The organism is Sneathiella limimaris, from assembly GCF_012932565.1.
GTDB lineage: Bacteria > Pseudomonadota > Alphaproteobacteria > Sneathiellales > Sneathiellaceae > Sneathiella > Sneathiella limimaris.
Window position 1 is genome coordinate 314,113 of sequence record NZ_JABBYJ010000002.1, and the last position, 21,664, is coordinate 335,776.

The 21,664-nt window shown below is 52.1% G+C and carries 19 protein-coding genes, 1 tRNA gene and 1 pseudogene; 9 read left to right on the forward strand and 12 right to left on the reverse strand.

What is annotated here, in order from left to right; translation table 11 throughout:
- Positions 1-4 precede the first annotated feature (4 nt).
- From HH301_RS15125 to hflK, 5 genes are all read right to left on the reverse strand, one after another.
- On the reverse strand, positions 5-409 hold the full coding sequence (locus HH301_RS15125; protein WP_169569861.1) for a GFA family protein: 405 nt from the start codon (positions 407-409) through the stop codon (positions 5-7).
- 119 nt (positions 410-528) lie between these two features.
- Complete coding sequence (locus HH301_RS15130) at positions 529-2,052, reverse strand: DegQ family serine endoprotease (protein WP_206378359.1); 1,524 nt, start codon at positions 2,050-2,052, stop codon at positions 529-531.
- 247 nt (positions 2,053-2,299) lie between these two features.
- Positions 2,300-2,488, reverse strand: a complete 189-nt coding sequence (locus tag HH301_RS15135; RefSeq protein WP_206378360.1) for a DUF2065 domain-containing protein — start codon at positions 2,486-2,488, stop codon at positions 2,300-2,302.
- 99 nt (positions 2,489-2,587) lie between these two features.
- On the reverse strand, positions 2,588-3,487 hold the full coding sequence (gene hflC / locus HH301_RS15140; RefSeq protein ID WP_169569862.1) for a protease modulator HflC: 900 nt from the start codon (positions 3,485-3,487) through the stop codon (positions 2,588-2,590).
- Complete coding sequence (gene hflK / locus HH301_RS15145; protein WP_169569863.1) at positions 3,487-4,578, reverse strand: FtsH protease activity modulator HflK; 1,092 nt, start codon at positions 4,576-4,578, stop codon at positions 3,487-3,489. The genes hflC and hflK overlap by 1 nt, the downstream gene beginning before the upstream one ends.
- Before the next feature lie 137 nt (positions 4,579-4,715).
- On the opposite strand from hflK, the gene apbC reads away from it, so the two are divergent.
- Positions 4,716-5,822 carry an iron-sulfur cluster carrier protein ApbC gene (gene apbC / locus HH301_RS15150; RefSeq protein ID WP_169569864.1) on the forward strand — a complete coding sequence of 369 codons (1,107 nt, stop codon included), beginning with the start codon at positions 4,716-4,718 and terminating at the stop codon, positions 5,820-5,822.
- A gap of 71 nt (positions 5,823-5,893) precedes the next feature.
- On the opposite strand, the gene ppdK is transcribed toward apbC, so the two are convergent.
- The 7 genes from ppdK to HH301_RS15185 form a co-directional block, all read right to left on the reverse strand.
- Positions 5,894-8,572, reverse strand: a complete 2,679-nt coding sequence (ppdK, locus tag HH301_RS15155; RefSeq protein ID WP_169569865.1) for a pyruvate, phosphate dikinase — start codon at positions 8,570-8,572, stop codon at positions 5,894-5,896.
- Between the two features lie 36 nt (positions 8,573-8,608).
- Positions 8,609-10,666: a glycine--tRNA ligase subunit beta gene (gene glyS, locus HH301_RS15160; protein WP_169569866.1), complete on the reverse strand. Its 2,058-nt coding sequence runs from the start codon at positions 10,664-10,666 to the stop codon at positions 8,609-8,611.
- A 1-nt stretch (position 10,667) separates the two neighbouring features.
- Positions 10,668-11,561 (reverse strand): glycine--tRNA ligase subunit alpha, encoded by an 894-nt coding sequence (locus HH301_RS15165; RefSeq protein WP_169569867.1) that lies wholly within the window; start codon positions 11,559-11,561, stop codon positions 10,668-10,670.
- A 91-nt stretch (positions 11,562-11,652) separates the two neighbouring features.
- Positions 11,653-11,871, reverse strand: a complete 219-nt coding sequence (locus tag HH301_RS15170) for a hypothetical protein (RefSeq protein ID WP_169569868.1) — start codon at positions 11,869-11,871, stop codon at positions 11,653-11,655.
- 32 nt (positions 11,872-11,903) lie between these two features.
- Positions 11,904-12,770, reverse strand: a complete 867-nt coding sequence (locus HH301_RS15175; RefSeq protein WP_169569869.1) for a S49 family peptidase — start codon at positions 12,768-12,770, stop codon at positions 11,904-11,906.
- 38 nt (positions 12,771-12,808) lie between these two features.
- Complete coding sequence (locus HH301_RS15180; RefSeq protein WP_169569870.1) at positions 12,809-13,588, reverse strand: tRNA1(Val) (adenine(37)-N6)-methyltransferase; 780 nt, start codon at positions 13,586-13,588, stop codon at positions 12,809-12,811.
- Between the two features lie 36 nt (positions 13,589-13,624).
- Complete coding sequence (locus HH301_RS15185) at positions 13,625-13,861, reverse strand: putative signal transducing protein (RefSeq protein WP_169569871.1); 237 nt, start codon at positions 13,859-13,861, stop codon at positions 13,625-13,627.
- 163 nt (positions 13,862-14,024) lie between these two features.
- On the opposite strand from HH301_RS15185, the gene HH301_RS15190 reads away from it, so the two are divergent.
- The 8 genes and pseudogenes from HH301_RS15190 to HH301_RS15225 all read left to right on the forward strand — a co-directional run bounded on the left by HH301_RS15190 (position 14,025) and on the right by HH301_RS15225 (position 21,630).
- A complete protein-coding gene (locus HH301_RS15190) occupies positions 14,025-15,044 on the forward strand; it encodes a polyprenyl synthetase family protein (RefSeq protein ID WP_206378362.1) in 1,020 nt (339 codons plus the stop codon).
- A gap of 56 nt (positions 15,045-15,100) precedes the next feature.
- Positions 15,101-15,177, forward strand: a tRNA-Pro gene (locus tag HH301_RS15195).
- 10 nt (positions 15,178-15,187) lie between these two features.
- Positions 15,188-15,433: pseudogene (locus tag HH301_RS17995) on the forward strand (helix-turn-helix domain-containing protein); the annotation flags it as partial.
- Complete coding sequence (locus HH301_RS15205) at positions 15,369-16,169, forward strand: hypothetical protein (RefSeq protein WP_169569872.1); 801 nt, start codon at positions 15,369-15,371, stop codon at positions 16,167-16,169. The pseudogene HH301_RS17995 and the gene HH301_RS15205, both read left to right, overlap by 65 nt.
- A gap of 366 nt (positions 16,170-16,535) precedes the next feature.
- A complete protein-coding gene (locus HH301_RS15210) occupies positions 16,536-17,177 on the forward strand; it encodes a substrate-binding periplasmic protein (RefSeq protein WP_169569873.1) in 642 nt (213 codons plus the stop codon).
- Between the two features lie 918 nt (positions 17,178-18,095).
- Entirely contained in the window at positions 18,096-18,596 is a 501-nt protein-coding gene (locus HH301_RS15215) for an RES family NAD+ phosphorylase (protein WP_169569874.1), read from the forward strand.
- Positions 18,597-18,747: 151 nt separating this feature from the next.
- The gene (locus HH301_RS15220; protein ID WP_169569875.1) at positions 18,748-20,796 is read left to right on the forward strand and encodes a methyl-accepting chemotaxis protein; all 2,049 of its coding nucleotides are present in this window, start codon (positions 18,748-18,750) and stop codon (positions 20,794-20,796) included.
- A 192-nt stretch (positions 20,797-20,988) separates the two neighbouring features.
- On the forward strand, positions 20,989-21,630 hold the full coding sequence (locus tag HH301_RS15225; protein ID WP_169569876.1) for a DUF4136 domain-containing protein: 642 nt from the start codon (positions 20,989-20,991) through the stop codon (positions 21,628-21,630).
- Positions 21,631-21,664: the final 34 nt, after the last annotated feature.

Consider the following 21,664-nt stretch of genomic DNA (forward strand, 5'->3'; position numbering starts at 1 on the left):
GGGCCTAGCCCGGCATACCGTCCATTTTGGGAAGTTCTTCCAATGTATCATCCCAATTGGCTCGGCTGGACATACAAATATGGGCCGTTGGCCGGATGGGAATATCCGTCTCAAGAGCCCCTGCCGGAACGACAATAAGTCCAGCGGCTTCATGCTCAATGGGAACGGCTGATCCGCAGGTTTTGCAAAAACACTTGGCGTGGCGGGTATCCGCCACCTGGTAGAGATTTGTTTGATCCCTCCCCTGAAGCCAGGTCAAGGCGGCACCCGATGCGAAGAGGTTGGCCGCATTGGACGATCCCGTATCTTTTCGGCAGCGACCACAATGGCAGAGAAAAAAGGCATCAAAGTCGCCCTCTATCTCAAAGCGCACGGCCCCGCACAAGCATCCCCCGGAATGTTTTCCCATTAGACTATCTCCTGTTTTATCCTTTGTCCCTAAAGTAGGGCATTCCATATCAAACGCCCACAAAAAAAGCCCCGCGATCTGCGGGGCTTTTCAGGTTCACTCTCACCTTTTAGAGGTGATCAGCTTTCCGTGCTCAGGGCCACAAAGCGGGAGGAGAGCCCCCGGCGAGTGAGCATGAGAACAGATTTCCGATCGGTGCTTTCGATCTCTTTTAGGCTGGCTTTCACGTCGGAGACATCACTCACCGGTTTCAGCTGCACTTCCAGGATCTGGTCCCCAGGGCGGATGTCTTTTTCCGCGGCTTCACTGTTCGGATCCACATCGATCACCAGAACACCCTTGGCATCGTCTGCCAGTTTAAACTGCTGGCGAAGTGCATCATTCACAGTGGCAAGGGTCATACCCATAATGTCTGCAGTTGGGGCGTCATCCACATCACCGGTCGCTTTGGCCATCTTGGTTTCTGCTTTTTCAAGCTCGCCCAGTTTGACGGTTTTGGTAATCTGTTCCCCATTTCGCCACAGCTCCACTTCGACAGAAGCGCCAACATCTGTTTCTGCGACAACACGGGATAGCTCACGTGTTTCACTCACGGTTTTGCCGTCAAATTTCAGGATCACGTCACCAGCCTTGATCCCGGCTTTGAAAGCTGGACCATCTTCTGGGACACCTGCGACCAGAACACCATCGGTGTTTTTAAGGCCAAGGCCCTCAGCCAGCTCTTCTGTTACATTCTGGATAACAACTCCGAGCCAGCCACGCTTCGTCTGACCAAACTCGATCAGCTGTTCAGCAACACTTTTCGCCATCTGGGACGGAATAGCGAAACCAATACCGATGCTGCCCCCTGATTGGGAGAAGATTGCGGTGTTAATCCCGATCACATCGCCGTCCATGTTAAAGAGCGGTCCACCAGAGTTCCCTTTGTTAATGGACGCATCCGTCTGGATATAGTCATCATAAGGACCTGAGCGGATATCCCGGCCACGGGCAGAAATGATACCGGCTGTTACCGTCCCGCCGAGGCCAAAGGGGTTCCCAATAGCCATCACCCAGTCACCAACGCGGGCTTTGTCACTATTGCCCCAATCAACATCCTTGATGCCTTTTTTCTCACTGGGATCAATTTTCAGAACCGCAACGTCTGTTTTTGGATCCGTGCCCACCAGTTCCGCGTTCAGCTTGTCGCCATCCTGGAAAATCACATGGATTTCGTCAGCGCCATCGATCACGTGGTTATTGGTGATCACATAGCCTTGCTTGGCGTCGATCACAAAACCGGAGCCAAGAGACGTTGCTTTGCGTTCCCGTTGGCCTTCTTTGCCTTTGCGGCCGAAGTCTTTAAAGAAATCCTCGAACGGGTGGCCGGGAGGCAGCTGCGGGAAAACGCCACCGCGGTCATTCCTGACCGTTTGAGTTGTTGAGATATTCACAACTGCTGGGGACAGCTTTTCAGCAAGGTCAGCGAAGCTTTCCGGCGCCGCCTTGGCCATTGCATTCAAGGAGCTCAAGATCAGGGCCGCCAAAACGACAAGACCCATAACGACATACTGGCCAGAGCGGGATGCCGCTTTCACTTGTTGATCTGACCGTCCGACAGGTGTTGTTCTATGATCTCGTGAGATACGATAGGGAGTATACAACGTCGTCGTCCTTTCCAATTTGCCAATGAGGAAGGCTGGCCTTTATGCGTTTCACCGAACGAGGAGAGAGGCGCCTTCCTGATACAGAACACTTTCTTATCGCCATTTGAAGATTTGAGAATGGTCTCAAGTCATCTCGCAAAAATTCTCTGGCTTCCCATAACTGGAAGTCAATTATGGCATAATTGTGTAAATCCAATCTTTTCAGATTTTTTTTAAAATTTTCCCGAAAAAAACGTCGGCAGGATCACATTTTCAAAAGCCAGACGAACACAACGCCGAGAATTGCGCACACAAGCCCGGTAATCCGTAAGCTCATGCTGGGCATAGACAGAACGGAAATCATCATCCGTTTCATGCCATTGGGAAAGAGTGCATAAAGCGCCCCTTCCATAAAGAGGACCAGGGCTGCCGCCAGCAGAAGATGCTCTAACAAATCTTTTTCCTCATTAAAACGGCCTTGAAGGAGAAGGCCTGAAAACAAAAAAAGGCCTGCAAGGGGGTGTCCTTGCAGGCCATTATTCGATCGGCCCGATTATCGACCCGGTACATCCCGAGACTGGGATCCGAAATATTTAAAGAAGTCAGAGTTTGGTGACAGGACCAAAGTCGTGTCATCGTCTGACATGGCATCCAGATATGCCTGCATGGAGCGATAGAACCCAAAGAAGTCAGGGTCCTTGCCAAAAGCTTCGGCGAGGATTTTGTTTTTCTCACCATCGCCTTCACCGCGAAGGATCTCACTGTCCCGGCGGGCTTCCGCCAGAAGAACAGTCCGTTCCCGATCGGCGTTGGCGCGAATACGCTGCGCAATCTCCGCACCCTCGGCGCGAATTTCACGGGCTTCCTGCTCACGCTGGGTCCGCATCCGGTCAAACACCTTGTCAGCGTTTTCCTTCGGCAGATCCGCACGCACAATCCGCACGTCCACAATTTCCACACCGCTGGAGGCAGTTTCCTTGTTCACCTGCTGCTTGATCTGGTTCATCAGCTGGGTCCGTTCCCCTGACACAATGTTGTTCAGAAGCTCACGACCGAGCACCTCCCGCACCTGGGAGTTCAGCAGGGTCTCAATCCGGTCATAGGCCACATTCAGGCTACCATATGACTGATAGTAAAGAAGTGGATTGATGATCCGGAAACGAGCGAAGCTGTCCACCTGCAGACGCTTCTGGTCGCGGGTCAGATATTCGCTTCGCTCTGTCTGGGCGCCTGCAAAGGTGCTCACATTCAGAACGCGCTTGTCCACATAGACCACATTCTGCACGAACGGCACTTTGAACTTGAGGCCCGGCTTGCTGACAATCCGTTCCACATTACCGAACTGCATGACCATGGCCTGCTGGGTCTCATTAACCGTGTAAAGGGCACTGCTGGCCAGAAGACCGGCGGCAACCACAATAATGGCAAGTACGATACCGATGACTTTACCCATTAGTTTGCCCCTCCCTTTTTCAGCTCGTTCAGCGGCAGGTATGGCACAACGCCTTGTCCGCCACCTTCACCATCGATGATCACCTTGTTTTTGCCTTTCAGAACCTGCTGAAGGGTTTCAAGATAGATCCGCTCCCGAGTGACTTCAGGGGCTTTCCGATATTCTTCAAAGATGGAGTTAAAGCGAGCCGCATCACCTTGCGCTTCGGAAATCACCTGCTGTTTGTAACCTTCAGCTTCCTGACGCATTTGCTCTGCCTGACCACGGGCCCGCGGAACAATATCATTTGCGTAAGCTAAAGCCTCGTTCTGCACCCGTTCTTTATCAGCGGCAGCAGCCTGCACGTCAATAAAGGCTGGACGAACAGCGGCTGGCGCTTCAGAATCTTCCAGTTTCAGCTCAGTGACCTCAACACCCATTTCATAACCGTCGAGGATTTCCTGAAGACGGACCTGCACGTCATTCTGAATTTTCAGACGACCATCCGTAATGGCTGAAATCAGCTGAGACCGGCCAACCACTTCACGCATGGCACTTTCAGCAGCCGCTTTAATCGTCGCTTCCTGCTGGGCCACGTTGAAAAGGAAGTCACTGGCGTCTTTTATTTTCCAAAGAACAGTGAAACCAATGCTGACAATATTCTCATCACCGGTGAGCATCAGAGCTTCCTGCGGAATTGGTTGCTTGTTCCCGCGGGAATCACGACGGAAGCCAATTTCCACACTGTTCACCTTGGTGACGTTCGGTGTCAGAACGGTTTCGATCGGATAAGGCAGATGATAGTTCAAACCCGCCTGGGTAATGGCAACCTTTTCACCAAAGCGCAAAACAACGCCTTGCTGGTTCGCTTCCACTTTATAGAAGCCACTGATCAGCCAGCCGACGACGAGAACCAGTAAAACAACAAAAATACCCAGTTTGCCACCGCCACCGCCGGGGAGAGTATCCTTTAACTTTTCCTGACCTTTTTTGATAATGTCTTCCAGATTAGGAGGCTGCTGTCCGCTGGGGCCCTGACCCCAAGGACCGCGGTTTCCACCACCGCCGCCTTGCCATCCTCCACCATTACCACCTTGATTGCTCCAAGGCATGAGATATTCTCTCCTCTTTATTCTTCAGCAAAATTGCTAACTTGTGTAACAAGGGTTATATGACACCCTGAACCATTCTGCAATGTACCTGCAGGACGTTGTATACCCATTTTGTAAGGATCTTGGAGTTTTCAAGTATGGCCACCGTAACTGAACAGGCAATTCTGAACCATTTAGGCCGAATTATTGAGAAAAAAAGCGGCAAGGACATTGTCTCCTTAGGCATGGTGACTGGTCTCGTGATCAAAGAGGGCAATGTTGCCTTCGCCCTTGAGATCGACCCCAAAGATGCAGGCGAGATGGAAATCCTCCGAAAAGAGGCTGAACAGGCCGTTTATGGCATGGATGGCGTAACCTCCGTCAGTGTTGTACTAACAGCTGAAAAAGCAGCGGCACAGGCCCAGCCACAACAACCACAAGCCCCACAGCAGCCGCAACAAAAACCCGAAGTCCCAGGCGTTGCCGCGATTATCGCAGTGGCCTCTGGTAAGGGCGGTGTGGGTAAATCCACCTGCTCGGTCAACCTCGCGCTCGGACTGCAGGCGCAAGGCCTCAATGTCGGGATTTTGGATGCGGATATTTACGGCCCCTCCCTGCCCCGCATGCTGGGCCTTACCGGCAAGCCCAAAACAACCGATGGCAAGAAACTGGAGCCAATGGAAAAATGGGGACTTAAAGTCATGTCCATGGGTTTCCTTGTCGAGGAAGACACCCCAATGATCTGGCGCGGCCCGATGGTGATGAGCGCCCTGCAACAGATGATCTTTGATGTAAACTGGGGCGAGCTGGATGTGCTGGTGGTGGATATGCCACCCGGAACCGGCGATGCACAGCTAACCATGGCGCAGCGGGTGCCACTGACCGGTGCGGTAATCGTCTCCACCCCGCAGGACATTGCCCTTCTGGATGCGCGCAAAGGCCTTAACATGTTCCGCAAAGTGGAAGTCCCTGTCCTTGGCGTGATTGAAAATATGAGCTATTTTCTCTGCCCGTCCTGCGGCGATCGCAGCGACATCTTTGGTCATGGCGGCGCGAAACAGACCGCCGAACAACTCGGTGTTGATTTCCTTGGCGAGGTTCCGCTTCATATGCAGATCCGCGAAACCTCCGATGCGGGCACTCCCATCACCGCAATAGAGCCCGACAGCGACCACGCCAAGATCTACAAAGCTCTGGCTGCCAAAGTGCAGGACAAAATCGAAGCCGAACTCGCCAATTCCGGCCCCGCATTTGTGGTGGAGTAAGACAGCCTCATCTTTCGAACAAAAAAGCCCGGGAAATTCCCGGGCTTTTTTATTGACGATATTGTCTTCGCTTACGCTTCGGATTCTCTGCTGACGCCGAGGGCGGCTTGCGCGGCGGCAAGGCGAGCGATCGGCACCCGGTAAGGAGAACAGGACACGTAGTCGAGCCCGACTTTTTCACAGAAATCGATACTGCTTGGGTCACCACCATGCTCACCGCAAATACCAAGCTTGATGTCTTTCCGGGTCTCGCGACCGCGTTCAGCAGCGATTTTCACCAGTTCGCCCACACCATCCTGATCGAGCGAGACAAACGGATCCACCTCATAGATGCCCTGGTTCACATATTCCTCAAGGAAAGAGCCACTGTCATCACGGCTGATGCCGTAAGTGGTTTGTGTCAGGTCATTCGTTCCAAAGGAGAAAAACTCTGCCTGATTGGCGATGTGACCGGCCTGCAGGGCTGCGCGCGGCAGCTCGATCATAGTACCGATCAGGTATTCAACGGCAACGCCGGTTTCACCCTCAATCGTTTTGGCAACCGCCTCGATCTTGCCTTTAAGGATTTCAAGCTCCCGCTCGGTCGCGACCAGTGGGATCATGATCTCTGGGATCACCGTCTCGCCCAGCTCTTTTGAAACTGTGGCTGCGGCCTCCAAGATGGCCCGAGCCTGCATTTCATAAATTTCCGGGAAGGAAATACCCAGACGACAACCGCGATGACCCAGCATTGGGTTGAACTCATGCAGTTGCAGGGCGCGGTGACGCAGCTTCTTGGCATCCGCATTCAAGGCTGCTGCCAGTTCGTCAATTTCCTCATCGGTTTTTGGCAGGAACTCATGCAACGGTGGATCCAGAAGACGCACGGTCACTGGCAAGCCAGACATGATGCGGAACAGCTCAACAAAGTCGGCGCGCTGTACTGGCAGCAATTTGGCAAGGGCTTCTTCGCGTTCTGCCAGGCTGTCGGCCAGGATCATCTGGCGAACGGCAACGATGCGATCCGCATCAAAGAACATATGCTCTGTCCGGCAAAGGCCAATGCCTTCGGCACCGAATTTGCGGGCGGTTTCTGCATCGAGCGGTGTTTCCGCATTGGTCCGGATTTTCAAGCGGCGAATATCGTCTGCCCATTCCATCAGCGCACCAAATGTACCAGAAAGTTCTGGCAGGATCATGTCAACGGATCCCAGCATCACTTCGCCGGTACCGCCATCAATGGTGATGATATCGCCCTTGTTCAGGGTCTGACCCATAACGCTTAATGTCTCATCCCGATAATCAATGCTGAGCGATCCTGCGCCGGAGACACAAGCCCGGCCCATACCCCTAGCAACCACTGCCGCGTGGGAGGTCATACCGCCCCGACTGGTCAGGATGCCTTTTGCAGCATGCATGCCGTGAATGTCTTCGGGGCTGGTTTCCACCCGCACAAGGATAACAGAAACACCTTCACCTGCGAGCTTTTCAGCCTCGTCACTGTTAAAGACGATCTGGCCAGAGGCTGCACCTGGAGAGGCTGGCAATCCACGGGCAATCACATTCTTGTCTGCATTTGGATCAAGAGTTGGATGCAGAAGTTGATCCAGGGATTGAGGCTCAATCCGTTTCACCGCTTCTTCCTTGCTGATCAGGCCTTCCTCGACCATATCCACAGCAATTTTCAGTGCGGCATTGGCTGTTCGTTTACCGGAACGGGTCTGCAGCATCCAAAGCTTGCCCTGCTGAACGGTAAATTCAATATCCTGCATGTCCCGGTAATGGGCTTCCAGTTTCTTGTAGACGTCAACAAGCTCACTGAAAACGGCCGGGAACAGCTCTTCCATGGAAAGATCTTCTGAGCCAGCTTCCTCGCGGGAGGCTTTGGTCAGGTTCTGTGGTGTCCGGATACCGGCCACAACGTCTTCACCTTGCGCGTTCACCAGGAACTCACCGTAGAACAGTTTAACGCCAGTTGAAGGGTCACGGGTAAAGGCAACACCAGTTGCACTGTCATCACCCATGTTACCAAACACCATGGCCTGTACGTTGACGGCTGTGCCCCATTCGGCAGGGATGTCATGCAAGCGGCGATACGTGATCGCCCGCTGGTTCATCCAGGAGCCGAACACCGCACTAATAGCCCCCCAAAGCTGGTCTTGCACATCTTGCGGGAACGGACGTCCCAGCTCTTCCTGAACCTTGTCTTTATACTGACCAACCAGTTTTTCCCAGTCATCAGCGGACAGGTCAGTGTCCAAATGGTAGTCGTTTTCTTCTTTGAGGATTTCGAGAAGTTCCTCGAAATGATGATGCTCAACTTCCAGAACCACATCGGAATACATCTGGATAAAACGGCGATAACTGTCATAAGCAAAGCGACGGTCACCGGACTGGGCGGCGAGCCCTTCTACAGTTTCGTCATTAAGGCCAAGGTTGAGGACCGTGTCCATCATGCCCGGCATGGATGCCCGCGCACCAGAGCGAACAGAAACCAGAAGCGGCTGGGTCTTGTCGCCAAACTTGCCCCCAACCGAGCTTTCGATCTTGGCAATGGCTGCATCAACCTGCGCCGCCAGATCTTCCGGATACTGCCGGTCATTATCATAATAGGCCGTACAGACTTCAGTGGAGATGGTAAAACCGGAGGGAACTGGCAGGCCAAGGTTGCTCATTTCAGCAAGGTTGGCCCCTTTTCCGCCCAGGAGGTTCCGCATATCAGCAGTTCCGTCTGCTGCACCGTCACCAAAGGAATATACCCACTTCGTCATTTTAATGTCCACTTATCGCTCAAAGTTATCTTTAGGCTAGCCTTCCACCTTCGAAAGGTCAGCCAGTTGGTCCAGAGAGTTGCGAATGCTGGCCAGCAATCGCAGGCGGTTCGACCGGGTATCGGCGTCATCCGCATTTACAATTACGCTGTCAAAAAAGGCATCGACGGGTTTACGCAAAGTCGCTGCTGCCTTGCTGGCAACCTCGAACTCATCAGCCCCCAATGCACCGGCCATTAGACCGGAAACCTCTTCAATACGCGCAAAAAGGTTAATTTCCGCTTCCTCAACGAGAAGTTTTTTATCTGGCTGGCTGTCATAGGAGACACCGTCCTTCTTCTCTTCAATCCGCAGAATATTGGCTGCCCGGCGATATGCCGTCAACAAATTGGCTCCATCTTCGCTTTCCAAAAAGCCGGAAAGCGCATTCACTTGTGCCATCAGGCGCACCAGATCGCTGGTTCCACCAAGAGCAAAAACAGCCGACACATAATCATGGCGAACGTTCTGTTCTTTTAAATGGACTTTCAGCCGGTCTGCGAAGAATTCCAAGAGCTCCTCGGGCACCAGTTTATCATCCACGATCTGCAGCTCATCAGCGGCTTTAAAAACCTCTACCAGAGGCAGGCGCAAACCGTTTTCCAGCACCAGCCGGATCACCCCGAGGGCGGCACGGCGAAGCGCATATGGATCTTTTGAACCTGTTGGCTTTTCATCCATGGCGAAGAAGCCAACCAATGTGTCGATCTTATCGGCGAGAGCAACAACCACGCTCACAGGCTCAGACGGGCAATTGTCATTGGGTCCAAGCGGTGAGTAATGATCCTGAAGGGCGGCGGCAACAGCAGCCTCCTCCCCATCATGGACAGCATAATAGCGGCCCATCAAGCCTTGAAGATCCGCAAACTCGCCCACCATTTCAGTGGTCAGATCCGCTTTACACAGAAGGGCGGCGCGGGCACAAAGCGCTTCATCGGCACCCTCAACATACGGGGCAATGATCTTGGCGAGAGCCACAATGCGCTCAACCTTTTCCCGAACGGTACCCATACGCGCATGGAACACCACTTTTTCAAGGGCAGGCACCCGGCTTTCCAGGGTATTTTTACGGTCCTGATCCCAGAAGAATTTCGCATCAGAAAGACGTGCGCTCAACACCCGTTCATTACCGGCCGTAATTTTCTGCCCGCCATCTTCAGCCCGAAGGTTGGCAACCGTGATAAAGCGCGGCGCCATCTTGCCGCTTGCATCGGAGAGAGAGAAATATTTCTGATGGCTGCGCATCGCGGAAATCAAGGCTTCCTGCGGCACATCCATAAACTGCGGATCAATCGCCCCAATCAGCGCTTCCGGCCATTCCACAAGACCGGCCACCTCAGCCAGCAGGCCCGGATCCTCAATCAGCTTCAGGCCTTCATCTTCGGCGAGGCTGGCAGCATCCTTGGCGATAATCTCCCGCCGCTCGATATCTTCCAGCACCACATAGGCGGAGCGAAGCTTTGCTTTATAATCCTCAAAACCTTTAACCGCGATGGCCTCCGGCGCCATGAAGCGATGACCAAAAGTTTGATCATTGGCCGTTAAATGTTCCCAAGTCACTGGGAGGGCTGCCCCATCGAAAAGGCAGAGGATATTATGAAGCGGCCGCACCCAACGGGCTTTATGGTCGCTCCATTTCATGGGCTTTGGCCACGGTAGATTGCTCATGGCTTCCGGAATGATCTTCAGAAGCACATCGCTGGTCTGGCCACCCTTGGTTTCCACCACCGCATAATAAAAAGACCCCTTAGGTGTTTCCCGCTCTTCCAACTGGTCCTGCGTCAGACCTGTTGAGCGAAGGAAACCTTCCAGCGCTTTTTCCGGCGCGCCCACACGAGGACCCCGACGTTCTTCTGACGTGTCAGGCTGCGACAAAGGCAATCCAGTGATAGAGAGAGCTAAACGGCGTGGTGTTGAATAAGAGGCTGACGCCTCAAAGGCGATCCCAGCCTCTTTCAAGGCAGCCGTGACCAGCCGTTCCAGATCGGAAGCGGCTTTCACCTGCATACGGGCGGGAATTTCTTCGGAGAAAAGTTCAAGCAACAGATCCGCCATCTTAACCCTCCTCGCCTAGATGACCGCGGTTACGCAGCCATTGTTCTGCGCAGCCTTTGGCAAGGGCGCGAACCCGTCCAATATAGGCAGCCCGTTCAGTCACACTGATCACTCCGCGTGCATCCAGCAGGTTAAACAGATGCGAGGCTTTCATGCATTGATCATATGCGGGCAGGCAAAGGCCCGCCTCAAGTATGGTCTGGCACTGGGTTTCGGCATCCTCAAACTGGCGCAGCAGGATATCGACATTTGAATGCTCAAAGTTGAACGCGGACTGTTCCTGCTCGTTCTGTAGGAAAACATCGCCGTAAGTCACTCCGTCGTCATTCCATTTCAGATCATACATCCGGTCAACGCCCTGCACATACATGGCAAGCCGCTCAAGACCATATGTTAGTTCCCCAGATACCGGGTTACAGTCAAAGCCACCAACCTGCTGGAAGTAGGTAAACTGGCTCACTTCCATGCCATCGCACCAGACTTCCCAACCAAGACCCCAAGCACCCAGGGTCGGACTTTCCCAGTCATCCTCAACAAAGCGGATGTCATGGTTCTTCGGGTCAATGCCAAGGGCATAAAGGCTCTGTAAATAGAGTTCCTGAATATTCTCAGGGGACGGTTTCATAATGACCTGGAATTGATAGTAATGCTGACCCCGGTTCGGGTTCTCACCATAACGACCATCAGTTGGCCGGCGGGATGGCTGCACATAGGCCGCATTCCAAGGCTCAGGACCCAGCGCGCGCAGCGTTGTTGCCGGATGGAACGTTCCAGCCCCGACCTCCATATCGTAAGGCTGCAAAATCACACATCCCTGTTCCGCCCAAAAGTGCTGCAGGGTTAGGATCAGGTCCTGAAAGGAAGAACCTGATTTCGACGTCGTTGGTGCCGTCATCAAACAAACCGTATTTTTGTTACTAGTAGGTGCGCCGCAACATAGAGCCCAGTTATCGAGCGGTCAACAAGCCTGTCAAAAGATCGGTGTTTCAGTCCTTGCAGGTGTGATCTTCAAGGGTAGAGACATAAGTCCCGCAATCAGGGCATTTGATAAGATCCGTGGATTTACCGCCCCGTTTCAGGGAAGCATCATCGTCTCTTTTCCCCAGAATTCCGCCATCTTTGCCTTTCCCACGGAACATCCGGGCAGCCATAAAGACCGCCCCGATAACCAAAGCCAGCAAAATTAGTTTAATTGGAGACAACATCTGATTCTCATATCCCTGCTGATTTCAGCGAATCACAGACCATATTTATTAAAGGCAGCTTCGCGCTTTGCAGCGCCAATGGCGCTATCAACAGCCCGGTCCACCATAGACTGGGACCCAAGCCCCAATGTCCGCTGAATGAAGCTCTTCTTCTCTTCCAGAAGTTCCAGTTTGACCTTCTCGCCATACTTTTCACGCATGAAGCTGCGAAGATCCGCAATCCCATCGATCAGCCCAAGCTCAACGGCCTTGGTGCCGGTCCAGACATCCCCAGAGAAAAGCTCTTTATCTTTACGCTTTTTCAAGCGCTCACCCCGGCTGTCCTTTACAAAATTCTTGAAGTTGTCGTGGATTTCCGTTTGCAGCTTCTTCAGCCACTCCACATCGCTTTCTTTTTCAGGGCTAAACGGATCCAGCTTGGATTTATTCTCGCCAGCCGCATAGGTCCGCCGATCAATGCCAAGCTTTTCCATCAGGCCTGTGAAGCCAAAACCAGCGGAGATCACACCGATGGAACCAACCACCGAGTTTTGATCCGCGTAAATCTCATCCGCGCAACATCCCAGCCAATAGCCGCCGGAGGCCATAATATCCTCAGCAAAAGCATAGACCGGGATCTTCTTCTCATCAGCCAATTGGCGAATGCGCCCAGCAATGAGCGCCGACTGCACCGGAGAACCACCCGGTGAATTGATGGAGAGGGCAACTGCAACTACCCCTTTTTTCTCAAACGCATCATTGATGCTTTCGGCGAGGCCCATCAGGTTGAGGTTCTCTCCGCGCAATTTACTGCCGCCGGAGGCAATCACGCCATGGAGCGGCAGAACAGCAACAACCGGATCTTTTTTGATCCAGCGCTTCAAAGGTGTTTTTGCAAGTATAGATTTCATTTTCTTCATGCCACTTAACTTAATCAGACTTGGTGCGCGCACAAGTTTTATTTAATAAGATCTGCAATTGAAGCCCCCCGTCTTAGGATTTCATTTGCCGTTTCAGTGGGCGTCCCGTCTTCCTCGTGCAGAACTAGCCCAGGTAACAACTTTAAGGGACTTCCCGATCCCTTTTCAGCCCGCACCAACACCCGTTTAGCGGGCCTGGTTGCCGACGGCAAGAGTGGTAGAACCTCAATCCGCCCACATTTCTCCCCGAGAAAGGTTAATATTTCGGTTAACCGCTCTGTACGGTGGATCAAGCTGATTTGCCCTTTGGGCTTCAGGCGCGCCACACAAAAGCGGATCCAGGTGGCCAGATCCGCATCGGCCTCCACATGAGCCGGCCCTTTTATCGCATGGGTTGAGACTTGCGCGCGGCCTTCTTCATAAAATGGCGGATTGGTTAGCACGTGATCAAATCCAGCTTCCAACAGGGATTTATCGCCCGCCACTTTCTGGCCATTAAAATCACGCCGGTGGGTAATGTTCGCCGCTATAAACTGCGTCCCCTTTTCCAGATGATTATCGGCCGCATTTTGACCCGCAAGCTTTGTCAGACTTTCCTGCAGCTCAATCCCAAAAAGCACGCAGTCCGGCACCCGGTATTTCAGACACAGTCCAGCTGTGCCAACACCGGCCCCAACATCCAGCACCATGTCACCAGGCTTCGCCGGAACAGATGCCGCCAGCAGAACTGCATCAGATCCCGCCCGAAAGCCGCTCTCTGGCTGAGTGATCTGTAATTTTCCATCCAGGAAACCATCCCGGGTCAGTGCCAAATCCATACTTGTCTTGAGTCCTGTCTTTCAGATCTGGCCCTATCAGGCGCCCTCGCCTTTTTTCTCTGGTAGCTCATGGGGCGCGATGTCGGCAAGAATGGCCCTTGCCGCCTCTTCATCCTTCTCTGGCACAACAACCCGGCGCATGATGGCACCGATGCTCCCCTCCAGAACTGAGGTATGCTGATCCAGCAGAACCGCGTCAATCCCCTCGTCCTGCAACACAGCCATCAGATAGGACAGCGTCACAGCATCATTCGTCCGAAATAGTTCTACCAAATTCAAATCCCCTTACTCTTGCTTTCACATTACGGGAAAACCACATTTCAGCCAAGGCCCAGATTAAGGCTAAAGAGGTATATGTTCACTTGACCAATGGGGAAGTTCGGCTATGCTCACCGCTGAATTTAGATCCCCGCCAAAATAGTATGATGAGGCGCTTTTGTCTTCTGTATCGGACCTGAATAAACAACTGAAACCAGCCCGCAATGCATCGCTGGAACCGCTGATGAATATCATCCGGACGGATCTTGAGGAAACCAACCAGATTATCCTCGAGCGGATGCATAGCGATGTGGAACTGATCCCGACGCTGGCGCGGCACCTGATCGCTGCCGGTGGCAAGCGGCTTCGGCCTGTCCTGACCCTCGGCGCTGCTCGTCTGTGTGGGTATGAAGGAGACCGGGCCAAAAAGCTGGCCGCCTGCGTTGAGTTTATTCATACAGCGACCCTGCTTCATGATGATGTGGTGGACGAAAGCAACCTCCGGCGCGGCAATGAAACAGCCAATGCGCTCTGGGGTAATCAGGCCAGTGTTCTCGTTGGCGATTTTCTCTTCAGTCGTTCTTTCCAGTTAATGGTCGAAGATGGCTCATTGGAAGTTTTGCGGATCCTTTCCAATGCTTCCGCCGTGATTGCCGAAGGCGAAGTCCTGCAGCTGATGAATGTGGGCGATATCAGCCTGACAGAAGATCAATATTACGAAGTAATCGGCGCGAAAACTGCTGCACTGTTCACCGCAGCCTGCGAAGTGGGCGCTGTGGTTGCGGACCGCCCAGCGAACGAGGTAAAAGCCCTCGCTGATTATGGCACGCACCTCGGTGTTGCCTTCCAGCTTATTGATGATGCGCTTGATTACTCAGCGGAGCAGCAGGCCCTTGGTAAAACCATCGGTGATGATTTCCGCGAAGGAAAAGTGACCCTGCCCGTTCTTCTGGCTAATCAGCAGGGCGATGCCGATGAGCAGGCCTTCTGGAAGCGGGTGATTGAGAATGACCAGACCGACGAAGATCTGGCCGAAGCCCTTCGCCTGATCGCGAAATATGATACCATCGGCGCCACCTTTGAAGCCGCCAAGTCTTACGGCCTCAAAGCGAAGGAATCTCTTGATATCTTCCCGGAAAGTGACGTAAAAACAGCCTTGCTCAGTGCCGTCGATTTTGCCATCGACCGGGCCTATTAAGCGGCCATATCGCGGCAATCATTCCGAAAATAAAGGCGGCCTGAACAGTCCACGGTCGGGGCGTGGCGCAGCCTGGTAGCGCACATCGTTCGGGACGATGGGGTCGGAGGTTCGAATCCTCTCGCCCCGACCAGTTTCATGATGGAGAACTTGTTTTAAACCTTCATAGAGCTGTCTCCCAGTTCGAACGTCAGATCATGCTGGAGAGACAGAGAGAGGGCATTGCCAAGGCTAAAAGCGAAGGGAAGTACAAAGGTAGAAAGCCCACAGCTAGAAACCAGACTCCAGAGGTGATAAGACTTAAAGCCCAGGGTATGAGCGCCAATGCAATTGCTCAAAGACTTGGGATTGGACGTGCCTCTGTGTATCGTATTCTTAACAACAACTAACAAGGCTGGAACCAACTTGCATATCTTCATTGATGAGTCGGGAAGTTTTGTTACCGGCACTGGCGAGACAAGTAGCATTTCTACTGTTGGCGCGTTGATCATACCTTCAAAGTCAATGGACGACTTTGCCAGATTGTATAACCGTGCAAGATTAAAGCTCCCCAAAGACAAAGGGGAAGTAAAGGGTCGACTACTTTCAGAAAGACAGGTAGGAGACGTTGCTAATCTCCTTTACACAGTTGGCTGCATTTTCGAAGTGGTTGCGATTGATGTTGGATTACATACACTTCAAGAGGTTCGAGAGCATAGAAATAATCAAGCAAAAGCTATTACTGAGAACCTGACTGACGCGCACAAACCAAAACTAAAAGCCCACGTAGAAGGCCTCCGGGAACAACTGGAAGCAATGTCAGAACAATTGTATGTGCAGTCGACAGCCATGAACCAGCTTATTTACAACACCCTTAACCACGCAACCATCTATCACTCTTTCAGGAATCCTCCCGAGCTAGCCTCTTACCACTGGACCATAGACGCAAAGAGCAAGGACGGAACCACATCATGGGAAGATTGGTGGTCAGATGTGGTCATGCCCATGTTAGAAAGCCGATCATTTAAAAAACCTTTCTTGGAAATCGAAGGCGGGGACTTCAGCTACCAAAAAACGCTTCCAAACCACCATAAGCGAACACAAGAAACAGTATGCAAAAAACCCCACGAAAGGGTCCTTCTTTGATCTCAAAAAAGTAATGATGGAAGACTTCCGCTTCTCATCGGCCCCCGAGTTTGGATTAGAAGCTGTCGATATCTTGACCAACGCGGTCAGGCGCTCGATGTCCGGAAACTTTCGACCAGTCGGCTGGTCTAGAATACCACGCCTTATGATCCACCTGACAGACCACTACATCAACTTGATATCCTTACAGCAACGCAAGGTAAGAACTACAGGCCTACCTTACGTCAATGTACTGAATGATTTCCGTAATGGTGGTCGCAGCATGCTACCCAAAAATTTCTACTCGGATTAAAACCCTCCAACTTTTTTAGCCTATCCCTTGAGCTGACAACAGGTGATGGCTTTCCGCCGTATATTGAAAGCAAAATGCCCGGCGGCGACGTTACCCGAGAGGTGGTTGAGGCTGCATTTGCGGCCATCAATCAGGAGATAGAGATCCAGATCCTTCCCTGGCGGCGCGGTTATGAGGAAACCTTAAAAGCAGACCCCATCGTCGCCACCTTCCCCTATGTCGCGACCCCAGACCGAAAGGAAGCCTTTTATTACTCTGATCCCATCATGTGGTCACCGCCTGCGGTTCTCCTGGTGCGCAAGGATATCGATTTTAAAGTGGAAACGACAGAGGATCTAGCAGGTCGCCTGATCTGTTACCCGTTTGGATATGCCCTGCCCGAGGGGATTGCCAAGCTGGAGGCAAGAGGCGAGCTGAATCTCGTTCGGCCGAAAACCGCGATTGGATGTCTAGAAATCGTGTTGGAGGGTCGAAGCGATGCCACGGTGACCACTGAGCATGTGGTCGGTTGGCTTTCCCAACAGCTAAACCTCGACATTAGCGGCCTTCGGTTCTTGAAAGAAATTATCAATCCCGGGGATCAATATTACCTGATCGTCTCCAAATCCTACCCGAAAGCAAAAGACCTGCTCGCCCGCTTCAACACAGGCCTCGCCAAGATCAAAGCGAACGGGAAATACGATAATATTCTCAGCCAAATTCGCGCGGATATGTGATGACCATATTTCTCCAACCCAAAAAACCTCGCGAAGCGGGGTGCTTGGCAAGGGGATCAGATTTTCAGGGTTAAGGCTGGGTTTTGCCCAGCGGATTTCAGGCGATACTCATCACGAGTTGGCAAAGGTGCCGGTGATGCGGGGACTTACCCCTAACTTGGGCTCCCTTTCAGAGCCTTTTTTCTAAATTTTTGTTCTAGGTTCATAGCAAATCTGCATCACCGGCGATCCTTGCGATCAATCGCCATAGTTGCAATTGCAGTCTTGTTCGGGTTGGCGTGGCTGTCGGTCCTTTTCAATCCATTCTGGAAATTGATCCGGACAAAACAATCCGCCAGAAACAACAACCCAGAAGAACTGACAGTGGCAGAACAGGTCGATAGCTCCCGCCTGGCCCTAACTGTTTTCAGGATTATCTGAGCGCCCTACCGCTCGATTTCTGGATGCGTCCCCCTGGAGGATATCTCCCCCCTCTCTTCGAAGACTGGTTTAGGTAAGAACGGACATGAATATTTTCAAGTCCTAATTGAGAAAAAAAATTATAAGAAGGTCATTTCTGCTGGAAATCTTGACAGTGCTCAGACTGAACTGAGAGTTACAGCAGAAGAAAGAGGTAGGCGGCACGTTCCCGAGTACTCAATTTCGGAACCGTACCGCCGAGGGGTATTCCTCTTAACCGGGATCTGGAGTTGGTTAAAAACCTGTTTGTCCAGATACGTAAAAGTTATGTCAAATTTTTTACAACGTGTGATGCATTTCTGCAAAACTATTCGCCAAATGGCATAAAAAAAATCCAGATCCAGTCTATTTACGCGCGTAAAAGGTAAAAAAAATTTCGAAACTACACCTTTAGTAGAGTCTTAATTTCCGGAATCATGATATAGATTCGAATTAACCATGTTAGCCTAGGGAAATCCCTTGATTACACCAATCGCTGGAGAGTTTGTGAAAATCGCTTTCGCGGATCAAGCAGACCTCACACTTACCCAAGCAGATCCAATGCGGCCAGCAGCCCGGTTTAATCGTCAGGGACAGGACGCCCTCTATCTCAGCCCCCATGAGGAGGCGGCCCGCGTTGCCATTGGTCAATATGTAAGATTGGACGATCCGGCGCGCGTTCTATTGCGATTTGAGGTATCGGCTTGTGAATTGTTTGATTTACGTCTTCCTGAAAATGCTGACGTCTATGAAGCCGCACGCCAACCCTGGCTTGCTGATGTCGCAGCTGGCGTGACGCCCGCCTCCTGGGAAGCAGCGGATCATATCCGCGCGATGGGCTACAAGGGATTGATAGACCCCTCTCGGCGAAGACCTGGTCTTTGGCATATCACTTTATTTGAGTGGAACCAGCAGACCGCCCCATCAGTTGAGGCCATTGGAAATCCTGAGCCAATCCATCTTGAGCTGGATTACCGCTAAGCAGCGCTGCGATAAAATCGCAGTTCAGGAACGCGCAACTCAAATTAATTCTAATATTAATTAATCTCTAATAAATTTCTGAAATAGCTTACGGCATGCAGCGCAGGTCGTAACCCCATCGGGGGGCAGCGATCAAGTGCGGAGAAAACGCATGTCTATCCAGAAGAAACTTATTTATCTTATCGCCGCCCTCTTGGCAGCGACGATCATAATTGCTGGCACGACCAGCTATCTGCAGGTCCGCTCTCTCGTCTCTGATCGTTTATATGGAAGTGAGCTACCAGCCAATGTGGTCGCCATCCGAAACCAGATCGAGAAACGCCTCGGTGTTTATCTCACCGCATCACAAGGCATTGCCAGCAACACCTACGTTCTGGACTGGTTCGCCAAAGGAGAGCCTGAAGAGGGCATAAAAGACTGGGCGGCATATGCAAGTCGTCTCGTTAATTCCGTTGATGCATTTAGTGCGACTTTCGCCTCCAACGTGACACGCAAATACTACGATCAAAATGGCTTTAATCAGGCCGGTAGTGACAATATGAAATACTGGTTCGACGGCTTTATTCAAAGTGGCGCACCATATGAGATGGTACTGGATAAGAGTGATAGTACCGGCAATGAATGGAAGCTGTTTACCAACATCCGTGTTGATGTGGGCGGAAAACTGGCTTCAGTTGGACTTGGCGTGGATGCCAAAGCCATTGCCCAGGAAATTGAAGCCATCAAGGTCGGTGAAACCGGCTATGTGTGGCTGACCGCGGCGGATGGTACTTATAAACTGCATCGGGACCAATCCCTGATCGGAGAGCGTAACATCAAGGATGCGCAAGGCATCAATGAGGTCGCAGCTGTTTTGCTGACCGGTAAGGCCGGGGAAGTAAAGCTGGATCATTATAGTGGACCAAATGGGGAAATGATTGTAGGCGCTGCCTGGATCCCAACCATCCAATCCTTCGTTTTTATTGAAATCCCTGCCAGCGAGGTTTTTGGCGAAATTAACACCTCTATGCTTTTGGTGCTGGCCATTGTCTTGGTCATACTCGGGATTGCCATTTATGTCGCCACTGTGATCGCTCGCCAGATTTCTGAGCCGATTATGGAAGTCACCGGTGTGGTTGGCGAGTTGGCCGAAGGCAACACAGATGTCGCAGTCCCCTCTCAGGAGCGGGAAGATGAAGTGGGCGCCATCGCCAAGGCGATTGAAGTTTTCCGGGTTGGCATAATTGAACAGCGGGAAAAAGAAGAAGCTCAACGCCAAGCTGAGGAAAAAGCCCGCCTTGAAAAGCAGGAAACCGAAGAGCGCGCACGGGAAGAAAAACGTCTGGCCGAATTGCAGAACCAGGAAAATCAGCGCCGATTGCTGAATGAAATGGCCGATAATTTCGAAGCCAGTGTCGGTGGTGTTGTCGAGGCGGTATCTGTAGCGTCTGGCAAGTTGAACTCCACTACCGAGATTATGAACCAAACGGCGGAAACCTCCAGAGGCCGGGCGACTTCTGTCGCTGCCGCATCCGAGGAAGTCTCCCGTAATGTGCAGACGGTCTCAGCCGCAACCGAAGAGCTGACGGCCTCTGGAAACGAGATCAGCCATCAAGTGAACCAATCCACTGCGGTTGCCAGAAATGCGGTTCAGCAGGCCAGTGTTTCCAAAGGAAATATTGATAGCTTGGTTGAAGCCTCCCACAAGATCGGAGAGGTTGTGAATATCATTACTGATATTGCGGAGCAGACGAACCTTCTGGCCCTGAATGCCACCATTGAAGCCGCCCGAGCCGGTGATGCGGGGAAAGGCTTTGCCGTTGTGGCAAGCGAGGTGAAGAACCTTGCAAATCAGACAGCCAAGGCAACAGAAGATATCAGCAACCAGATTGCCGGCATTCAATCTTCAACCGAAGAAGCTGCCCTTTCCATTGAAAGCGTTAGCACCACTATCCACCAGATAGAGGAGATCGCCTCTTCTGTTGCGGCGGCAGTGGAAGAACAGACAGCCGCCACCAAAGAGATTGCCCGGAATGTGGAGCAGGCTGCTGCGGGAACGCGAGAAGTCTCCTCCAACATCAGTGGCGTGACAGATGCCTCCCACGAAGTCGAACAGGTCTCCAGCACAGTTCTGGAAGCCGTGCGGGAACTGGACGGTAGCACCGGGGATCTGAAGAGGGAAGTCAGTCGTTTTCTAAACCAAGTTCGGGGTACCGGATAAAAACCGTTATCTGCTAATCCAACACCCCGCCTCAAAAGCGGGGTGTTTTTTTATCCGTTTCACATGCGACAGTTTGTTGCACACCCTTGTGAAGAGCACTGCAGGAGCTTATGTTTAGAATATGGAGAGTGGAGTTGGATCTCTTGCAGGTCTAGGCTGAGACTTGTCGTGTGAAATTCAAAGGAGCCGATCATGCCGCGCCTGATCTTATCAATCCTCTGTGCCCTGACATTACTCGCCGGGTGCGCTGCGCCTTCCCTCAAAGGGCAGGTACAATCTTTTACAGCCCCTGAAAAGTGGGACGCCGGATCATCCGTTTACATGACATCAGGCTCCACCCTGACCGATAACAGTCTCGAGTTTAAAAGCTATCGGGAATTGCTTGGGCGCAAGCTTACCGCTGAAGGGTTTTCCCTTTCCCCGACTTTAGGGGGATCTGACTTGGTTGCGGTTCTGACCTATAATACAGATGACGGCGTGACGGTATCCGAGGTTCGGGATAACGGTCGTTTTTATCCGCATGCTTATTTCGGATCAGGTAGTCGCTCCTTTTTTGGTGCAACCTATTATTACCCCTACCCTACAAGACCCGCTGTTGTTGCGCGGGATATTTACTCCCGCACCGTGGATCTAAAACTCTATCGCATGACAGACTGGAAAGCTGAAGACTTAAAGCCGCTTTATGAAGGGCGGATCGTCAGCCGGGGAAGCTGCCCTTTATTGTCACAGGTTATGCCGGAGTTATTGGATGGATTATTCAAGAACTTCCCACAAACCACCGGCGAAGTGATTATCGAAACCCAAGGCGTCTGCGATCCCGGTAACAGCAAATAAAAAAGGCGGGACAATTTGACAGGTTGGCATTTGC

What these genes read in the sequence shown, in the direction of transcription:
- HH301_RS15125 (WP_169569861.1), bottom strand. Translation starts at nt 409, where the DNA reads ATGGGAAAACATTCCGGGGGATGCTTGTGCGGGGCCGTGCGCTTTGAG.
- hflC (WP_169569862.1), bottom strand. Translation starts at nt 3,487, where the DNA reads ATGGGTAAAGTCATCGGTATCGTACTTGCCATTATTGTGGTTGCCGCC.
- hflK (WP_169569863.1), bottom strand. Translation starts at nt 4,578, where the DNA reads ATGCCTTGGAGCAATCAAGGTGGTAATGGTGGAGGATGGCAAGGCGGC.
- apbC (WP_169569864.1), top strand. Translation starts at nt 4,716, where the DNA reads ATGGCCACCGTAACTGAACAGGCAATTCTGAACCATTTAGGCCGAATT.
- ppdK (WP_169569865.1), bottom strand. Translation starts at nt 8,572, where the DNA reads ATGACGAAGTGGGTATATTCCTTTGGTGACGGTGCAGCAGACGGAACT.
- glyS (WP_169569866.1), bottom strand. Translation starts at nt 10,666, where the DNA reads ATGGCGGATCTGTTGCTTGAACTTTTCTCCGAAGAAATTCCCGCCCGT.
- HH301_RS15165 (WP_169569867.1), bottom strand. Translation starts at nt 11,561, where the DNA reads ATGACGGCACCAACGACGTCGAAATCAGGTTCTTCCTTTCAGGACCTG.
- HH301_RS15170 (WP_169569868.1), bottom strand. Translation starts at nt 11,871, where the DNA reads ATGTTGTCTCCAATTAAACTAATTTTGCTGGCTTTGGTTATCGGGGCG.
- HH301_RS15175 (WP_169569869.1), bottom strand. Translation starts at nt 12,770, where the DNA reads ATGAAGAAAATGAAATCTATACTTGCAAAAACACCTTTGAAGCGCTGG.
- HH301_RS15180 (WP_169569870.1), bottom strand. Translation starts at nt 13,588, where the DNA reads ATGGATTTGGCACTGACCCGGGATGGTTTCCTGGATGGAAAATTACAG.
- HH301_RS15205 (WP_169569872.1), top strand. Translation starts at nt 15,369, where the DNA reads ATGCAATTGCTCAAAGACTTGGGATTGGACGTGCCTCTGTGTATCGTA.
- HH301_RS15210 (WP_169569873.1), top strand. Translation starts at nt 16,536, where the DNA reads ATGCCCGGCGGCGACGTTACCCGAGAGGTGGTTGAGGCTGCATTTGCG.
- HH301_RS15220 (WP_169569875.1), top strand. Translation starts at nt 18,748, where the DNA reads ATGTCTATCCAGAAGAAACTTATTTATCTTATCGCCGCCCTCTTGGCA.
- HH301_RS15225 (WP_169569876.1), top strand. Translation starts at nt 20,989, where the DNA reads ATGCCGCGCCTGATCTTATCAATCCTCTGTGCCCTGACATTACTCGCC.